We start from the raw sequence: 6,257 nt of genomic DNA, 5'->3' as shown, positions 1-6,257 counted from the left end.
ATGCAGCCTTTCATCGCGCCCCAGATCGCGTCGAGGCCCGCATCGAGCTCCTCGCGCGACATGTGCTTTTCCTCGTTGGCGCGTTTCATCTCGGCGATCGAAAGCCCGCTCTTTGTCGCCATCGCCAGCATCTCGACGGCATTCTTGAAGGGATACGGCACTCGTCTGCCCTCGGTCGTCACCGAGCCCTTGGCCTTCATGCGCTGCAATTCTTCCTCGGAAACGACGAAGCCGCCGCCGATCGAATAATAGATGCGCTTGAGCAGCAGCCGGTCGGACACATCATAGGCATAGAAGGCCATGCCGTTGGCGTGGCCGGTCAGCGGCGTCTTGCGGTCGAGCACGAGGTCCTTGGCGGGATCGAAACGGTAAATCGGATGCCCCGGCGGCGAAATGCGCTTTTCCGCGCCGATGCGGGCGACGATGCCGTCGGCCTCGTCCGGATCGACCGTCTGCGGCGTCTGGCCGGCCAGGCCGAGCATGACGGCGCGGTCCGAGCCGTGGCCAATGCCGGTATAGGCAAGCGAGCCATGCAGGCTGGCGCCGATGCGGTCGACTTTGACGCCTGCCGGGCGCGGCCAATCGCCGGCCAGGATCTCGTCGAGGAAACGGCGCGCGGCCGTCATCGGCCCCATCGTGTGCGAGCTCGACGGCCCGATGCCGATCTTGAACAGGTCGAAAACCGAAAGGAACACGGGCCGTTGTCTCCTGAGCGCCGGTCAGAAACTTACATATAGGAATTCCCTGGATGTTTCCGCTGTTTTGCAAGTCGCGGCGCGGCGGCTGCCGACCTTGTTTGCTCCGCCAGCGACATCATCCTGCTGAGGCCTCCTGCCCCGTCGAAGCGCCGGCGTCGCCTGTGTTACAAGAACGCATGGGCGACTCACTCCATCTCTCATTGGCAGATCTGGCGGCTTTGACCTTCTTTCTGGTCGTCTGGGTGCTGCACACGCTCGCCTCCGACGGCAAGCTGATCAGCCGCGTCTCGCTGACGACCGCGATGAATGCCCAGCGCGAGGCCTGGATGCGCAATATGGCCGAGCGCGAGATACGCATTGTCGATACCGCCATCATGGGCGGCCTGCAGCAAGGCACCGCCTTCTTTGCCTCGTCTTCCCTGATCGCGCTCGGCGGCTGCTTTGCCCTGCTCGGCGCCTCCGACCGCGTGCTCCAGGTTCTGGCCGACCTGCCGTTCGGCGAGGCTTCGTCGCGCGAAACCTTCCAGACCAAGGTATTCGGCCTGGTGCTGATCCTGGCCTTCGCCTTCTTCAAATTCGGCTGGGCCTACCGGCTGTTCAACTATTGCTCGATCCTGATCGGCGCCGTGCCGACCCCGCATGGCCCTGCCTCGCGCAATCCGGTCAGCGAAACCGCGGTGTGGCGGGCGACGCGGATGAACGTGCTCGCCGGCAAGCACTTCAACGCCGGGCTGCGCGCCGTCTTCTTCTCGATCGGTTATCTCGGCTGGTTCGTCGACCCGGTCGTCTTCGTGATGTCGACGCTGGTGCTTCTGGCGGTGCTGGTGCGCCGCCAGTTCTTCTCGGCGGCGCGGCAGGCAGTGCTCGGTCAGCCGCCCGGTCCGGGAAAGAGCTGATCGATCCTGCCGGACAGCCGGTAGGCAAAAAGCCCGATCCATTCGCGCACCGCAATGGTGGTCGCCTGCACCGAATCAACGGGATTGTCGCGGTAGATGCCGACGCCCTCCCTGCCCGATGTGCGATAATCGACCGGCCACGGAATGGTCGCAAAGCCCGCCTTGTCGAACAGCGCCTTGGCGCGCGGCATGTGGAAGGCCGAGGTGACCAGCAGCCACGTCTCGCCAGGCTTCGGCTCGACAAGCTTTCGCGAGAAGACGGCGTTCTCGTAGGTGTTGCGCGATTTGTCCTCGAGGATCAGGCGATCGGCCGAAACGCCGAGCGCGCCTAGCAGGCGCGGCGCCGTGTCAGCATCGCCCTCGCCGTCGAGGAAAAGCGAGCCATTGCCGCCGGACACGACGATCTTCGCCTGGGGAAAGCGCCTGGCGAGGATCGCCGTCTCCACCATGCGGTCGCCGCCGCTGTTCAGCTCATAACCGCCGCGCGCCAGGTTGATGGCGCCCTCGAAGCCGCCGCCAAGCACGACGATGCCATCGACCTTCTCGGGCAATGGCGGCTTCGGAAAGCGTTCTTCCAGCGGGTTGAGTATCATCGCGCCGACCGACGTCCAGGCCGAAAGAACCAGGATGGCGATGCCGAGCACACTGCCCGTCGCCGCCAGCCGGCGGCGCCTGAACAGCGCTGCCAACAGTCCGGCAAGCAGCAGGAAGATCGCCAGATTGATCGGCTGGCCGAAGAACCAGAAGACTTTCGACAAGTAGTAGAACATCCCTCACCCTCTGTCAGATGAGGTATGAGCCTACCACCACTTTTCCGGCTGAAATTTGCCGGCCGCCTGCTCGATGACATTGGCCGTCTGGAACAGCGTCTCCTCGTCGAACGGGCGGCCGATGAGCTGCAGGCCAAGCGGCAGGCCCTTGCCGTCGAGGCCGGCCGGCACGGAAATGCCGGGAAGGCCGGCCATGTTCACCGTCACAGTGAAGATGTCGTTGAGATACATCTTGACCGGATCGGAGGCCATGTCCTCGTCGGCGATGCCAAAGGCGGCCGACGGGGTTGCAGGCGTCAGGATGACGTCGACGCCGGCGGCGAAGACATTCTCGAAGTCGCGCTTGATCAGCGTGCGCACCTTCTGCGCCTGCAGATAATAGGCGTCGTAATAGCCGGCCGACAGCAAATAGGTGCCGATCATGATGCGCCGCTTGACCTCGCGGCCGAAGCCGGCGGCGCGGGTCTTCTCATACATGTCGATGATGTCCTTGCCGGGCACGCGCAGGCCGTAGCGCACGCCGTCGTAGCGGGCGAGATTCGACGAAGCCTCGGCAGGGGCCACGATATAATAAGCCGGCAAGGCATATTTGGTGTGCGGCAGCGAGATATCGACGATCTCGGCGCCGGCATCCTTCAGCCAGGCTATGCCTTTCTGCCAGAGCGCCTCGATGTCTTGCGGCATGCCGTCGACACGGTATTCCTTCGGAATGCCGACCTTCATGCCCTTGATCGGCTTGCCGATCGCCGCTTCATAGTCCGGCACCGGGCGGTCGACCGAGGTCGTGTCCTTCGGGTCGACGGAAGCCATGGACTTCAGCAGAATCGCGGCGTCGCGCACGTCGCGGGCGATCGGCCCGGCCTGGTCGAGCGACGAGGCGAAAGCAACGATGCCCCAGCGCGAGCAACGGCCATAGGTCGGCTTGATGCCGACCGTGCCGGTCAGGGCGGCGGGCTGGCGGATCGAGCCGCCGGTGTCAGTTGCGGTGGCGCCGGCGCAGAGAAACGCGGCCACGGACGATGCCGAGCCGCCGGACGAACCGCCCGGCACCAGCTGGGCGTTGTCGAGCGTGCGCTGGGTCTTGGTGCCGCCGGCGGAGACGAAGCCGCCATCACCCTGATGCGTCGTCGGCATGACGACCGTATCGACACGCGAGCGCCGCCACGGATTGATCACCGGGCCGTAATAGGAGGTCTCGTTGGATGAGCCCATGGCGAACTCGTCCATGTTGAGCTTGCCCAGCATGACGGCGCCGTCGGCCCACAGATTGGAGGTTACGGTGGACTCGTAGCGCGGCCTAAAACCGTCCAGCACGTGGCTGCAGGCCTGGGTGTGGATGCCTTCGGTGGCAAACAGATCCTTGATGCCGAGCGGGATACCCTCCAGCGCGCCACCCTCGCCCTTGGCAAGCTTGGCATCCGAGTTCCTTGCCATGTCACGCGCCTTGTCGGCGGTGACGGCCACATAGGCGTTGAGCAAAAGATTGGCGCGATCGATCGCCGCCAGATAGGCCTCGGTGATCTCGGCCGCGGTGATCTCCTTGCCGCGCAGCTTGGCGCGGGCCTCGGAAATGGTGAGATGTGTGAGGTCGCTCATCAGGCAAGGCTCTTTTCGTAAAACACCGACCATTCGGAGTCGGGATAATCCAGCACCGGTCCGCAACGCGTGAATCCGGCGCGCTCATAGACGGTCCAGGCGGCGGGATGGCGATCGCCGGTTTCGAGCACCAGGCGCGTCAGCCCTTCCTGCCGGGCAAGCGCCTCGACCCGCCCGACGATCTCGGCGCCGATCTTCATGCCGCGATGCGAAGGCCGCGTGTACATGCGCTTGACCTCGCCGGTCGCCTCGTCGTGGCGCTTCAGCGCGCCGCAACCGACGGCAAGGCCGTTGTCGCGCGCGATGAACACCGTCGTGTCCGAGCAGGCCATCTGCTCGACCGTCAGGTGATAGCAATGCTCGGCCGGCGTCAGCTCGAGCAGCGCGGCGTTGAGTTCGGCGACCAGCGCGCGCACGTCGTCCTGCAGAGGCGTCTCGACGGCGATCTCGACAGCCACGGTCTACTCCACCACCTTCGGAACGAGGAAGAAATTCTCTTCCGTCGCCGGCGCGTTGGCGACGACGTCGGCGGGCTTGTTGCCGTCGGTGACGACATCCTGGCGCTTCTTCATCTCCATCGGCGTGACCGAGGTCATCGGCTCGACGCCCGAGACATCGACCTCGTTCAATTGCTCGACGAAGCCGAGAATGGCGTTCAATTCGCCGGTCATGCGCTCGGCGTCCTCCTCGCTCACCGCGATACGGGCAAGGCGCGCGACGCGCTTCACGGTCTGAAGATCAACGGACATGTTCTTTTCGCCTCGGGAAAACCAGTGCGGGCTATAGCGGCGCGGCGTCTGCCGCGCAACATGCATGATGCCGGAGCGATTGCGCCCGTTGCCCCCCAATGGTCGATGAGGCGACCTAGATCGTGATCGGCTTGCCGATCTCAGGCAGCGCCACGTTGACGCCCGAGCCTTCCATGCCGGCGACGAATTTGTCGGCGGTCTGGTCGATCATCGGGAAAGTCCTGAAATGGCAGGGAACGACGGTATCGAAGCCGAAGAACCGACGGCAGGCAAGGGCCGCCACCGCGCCGCCCATGGTGAAGCGGTCGCCGATCGGCACGATGCCGACCTTTGGCTCGTGCAGCTCGTTGATCAGCCCCATGTCGGAGAAGATGTCGGTGTCGCCCATGTGGTAGAGCGTCTTGTCTTCGGGAAAATGCAGGACGAGTCCACCCGGATTGCCGAGATAGGTGTTGGTGCCGCCTTCACCGCCGAAGGAGGACGAATGCAGCGCCTGGACGAACGTCGTGGTGAACGGCCCGCAATCGACGGTGCCGCCGATATTGCCCGGATTGATCTTGTCGCCGCTGACGCCCTGGCCGACGAGGTACATGCAGATCTCGAAATTGGCGACCAGCATGGCGCCGCTTTTCTTCAGCACCTCGACCGCGCCGCTGACATGGTCGTTATGGCCGTGGGTCAGGAGAACGTGAGTCACACCTTCCGCCGGCCCTTCCCAGCCGCCCGTCCAGGACGGATTGCCGACCAGATAGGGGTCGATGAGAATGGTGGCGTCCTTGGTCTCGACGCGGAATGCCGAATGCCCGTACCAGGTCAGTTTCATGAATGCTTTCCTCGATTTTCCCGTTGCCAAAGGATAGAACGCTGGCGGCAAATTTAAAGTGGCGCAGCGCTTCCTAACGTCAAAAGGATGTGTGACGCCCAAATGTCAGAGGAAGCCGTTGGGCATTATTTCAATCGAGGAACTGCCGGAGCGTCTCGCCGAGGGCAAGACGCTCGCCGGGCTCGATCTCGGCGATAAGACGATCGGCGTGGCCGTCTCCGACCGCGGGTTGTCCTTCGCCCATCCGCGCCCGGTCATCCTGCGCAAGAAATTTTCGCTCGATGCCGCCCAACTGCTCGCTCAGCTCGCGAAGGACAATGTCGGCGCCATCGTGCTTGGCCTTCCCGTGAACATGGACGGCTCGGAAGGGCCCCGTGCGCAAAAATCGCGCGCCTTCGTCCGCAACATGGCGCCGCTTTCCCACCTGCCCTTCTTGCTGTGGGACGAGCGGCTGTCGACGGTCGCTGCCGAGCGGACGCTGATCGAGATGGACTTCTCGCGTAAGAAGCGCGCCGGCAAGATCGATTCGGCGGCCGCCGCCTTTATTCTGCAGGGAGCGTTGGACCGGCTTCAGTCGCTTGGCCGAGCCGATCGGGGCTGATGTCGCCCTGCCGGCGCTGCCTTATCCATTCGGCGATGTTGCGCCGCCGGCGGAAGGCCCACAGCCCCATGAGCAGGAAGAAGTCGAAAACGCAGGTCCGCGCCACCATGCCCGGTATGATGGC

The 6,257-nt window shown here is 64.1% G+C and carries 9 protein-coding genes; 2 read left to right on the top strand and 7 right to left on the bottom strand.

Annotated features, from left to right (window positions below; all coding sequences use genetic code 11):
• A partial coding sequence (locus EOA28_RS21365) for a serine dehydratase beta chain (RefSeq protein WP_281060913.1) occupies positions 1-695 on the bottom strand: 695 nt, incomplete at its 3' end.
• A gap of 179 nt (positions 696-874) precedes the next feature.
• On the opposite strand from EOA28_RS21365, the gene EOA28_RS21360 reads away from it, so the two are divergent.
• Positions 875-1,594, top strand: coding sequence for a DUF599 domain-containing protein (locus EOA28_RS21360; protein WP_126082635.1), 720 nt, complete (start codon positions 875-877; stop codon positions 1,592-1,594).
• Here the strand turns inward: EOA28_RS21360 and EOA28_RS21355 are convergent.
• The 5 genes from EOA28_RS21355 to EOA28_RS21335 form a co-directional block, all read right to left on the bottom strand.
• The gene (locus EOA28_RS21355; RefSeq protein WP_127251492.1) at positions 1,567-2,364 is read right to left on the bottom strand and encodes a YdcF family protein; all 798 of its coding nucleotides are present in this window, start codon (positions 2,362-2,364) and stop codon (positions 1,567-1,569) included. The genes EOA28_RS21360 and EOA28_RS21355 overlap by 28 nt on opposite strands.
• A 30-nt stretch (positions 2,365-2,394) precedes the next feature.
• A complete protein-coding gene (locus EOA28_RS21350; protein ID WP_128315228.1) occupies positions 2,395-3,960 on the bottom strand; it encodes an amidase family protein in 1,566 nt (521 codons plus the stop codon).
• Positions 3,960-4,418 (bottom strand): GNAT family N-acetyltransferase, encoded by a 459-nt coding sequence (locus tag EOA28_RS21345; RefSeq protein ID WP_127251490.1) that lies wholly within the window; start codon positions 4,416-4,418, stop codon positions 3,960-3,962. The genes EOA28_RS21350 and EOA28_RS21345 overlap by 1 nt, the downstream gene beginning before the upstream one ends.
• A 3-nt stretch (positions 4,419-4,421) precedes the next feature.
• Complete coding sequence (gatC, locus tag EOA28_RS21340; protein WP_126082631.1) at positions 4,422-4,709, bottom strand: Asp-tRNA(Asn)/Glu-tRNA(Gln) amidotransferase subunit GatC; 288 nt, start codon at positions 4,707-4,709, stop codon at positions 4,422-4,424.
• A 115-nt stretch (positions 4,710-4,824) separates the two neighbouring features.
• Positions 4,825-5,532 carry a metal-dependent hydrolase gene (locus tag EOA28_RS21335; protein ID WP_127251489.1) on the bottom strand — a complete coding sequence of 236 codons (708 nt, stop codon included), beginning with the start codon at positions 5,530-5,532 and terminating at the stop codon, positions 4,825-4,827.
• Positions 5,533-5,650: 118 nt separating this feature from the next.
• Here EOA28_RS21335 and ruvX point away from each other — a divergent pair, with 118 nt between their 5' ends.
• Positions 5,651-6,133, top strand: coding sequence for a Holliday junction resolvase RuvX (ruvX, locus tag EOA28_RS21330; protein ID WP_126082629.1), 483 nt, complete (start codon positions 5,651-5,653; stop codon positions 6,131-6,133).
• Here the strand turns inward: ruvX and EOA28_RS40370 are convergent.
• Positions 6,075-6,203, bottom strand: coding sequence for a hypothetical protein (locus EOA28_RS40370; protein ID WP_245501574.1), 129 nt, complete (start codon positions 6,201-6,203; stop codon positions 6,075-6,077). The two genes, ruvX and EOA28_RS40370, sit on opposite strands and share 59 nt — an antisense overlap.
• Between the last annotated feature and the right edge of the window lie 54 nt (positions 6,204-6,257).

Source organism: Mesorhizobium sp. M2A.F.Ca.ET.067.02.1.1 (assembly GCF_004023285.1).
Classification (GTDB): Bacteria; Pseudomonadota; Alphaproteobacteria; order Rhizobiales; family Rhizobiaceae; genus Mesorhizobium.
The sequence above is the reverse complement of the archived record's forward strand: the minus strand, read 5'-3'. Positions and strand labels throughout refer to the sequence as shown.

Bases quoted from the DNA above. Each gene is read 5' to 3' on its own strand.
- EOA28_RS21360 (WP_126082635.1), top strand. From the start codon at position 875: ATGGGCGACTCACTCCATCTCTCATTGGCAGATCTGGCGGCTTTGACC.
- EOA28_RS21355 (WP_127251492.1), bottom strand. From the start codon at position 2,364: ATGTTCTACTACTTGTCGAAAGTCTTCTGGTTCTTCGGCCAGCCGATC.
- EOA28_RS21350 (WP_128315228.1), bottom strand. From the start codon at position 3,960: ATGAGCGACCTCACACATCTCACCATTTCCGAGGCCCGCGCCAAGCTG.
- gatC (WP_126082631.1), bottom strand. From the start codon at position 4,709: ATGTCCGTTGATCTTCAGACCGTGAAGCGCGTCGCGCGCCTTGCCCGT.
- EOA28_RS21335 (WP_127251489.1), bottom strand. From the start codon at position 5,532: ATGAAACTGACCTGGTACGGGCATTCGGCATTCCGCGTCGAGACCAAG.
- EOA28_RS40370 (WP_245501574.1), bottom strand. From the start codon at position 6,203: ATGGGGCTGTGGGCCTTCCGCCGGCGGCGCAACATCGCCGAATGGATA.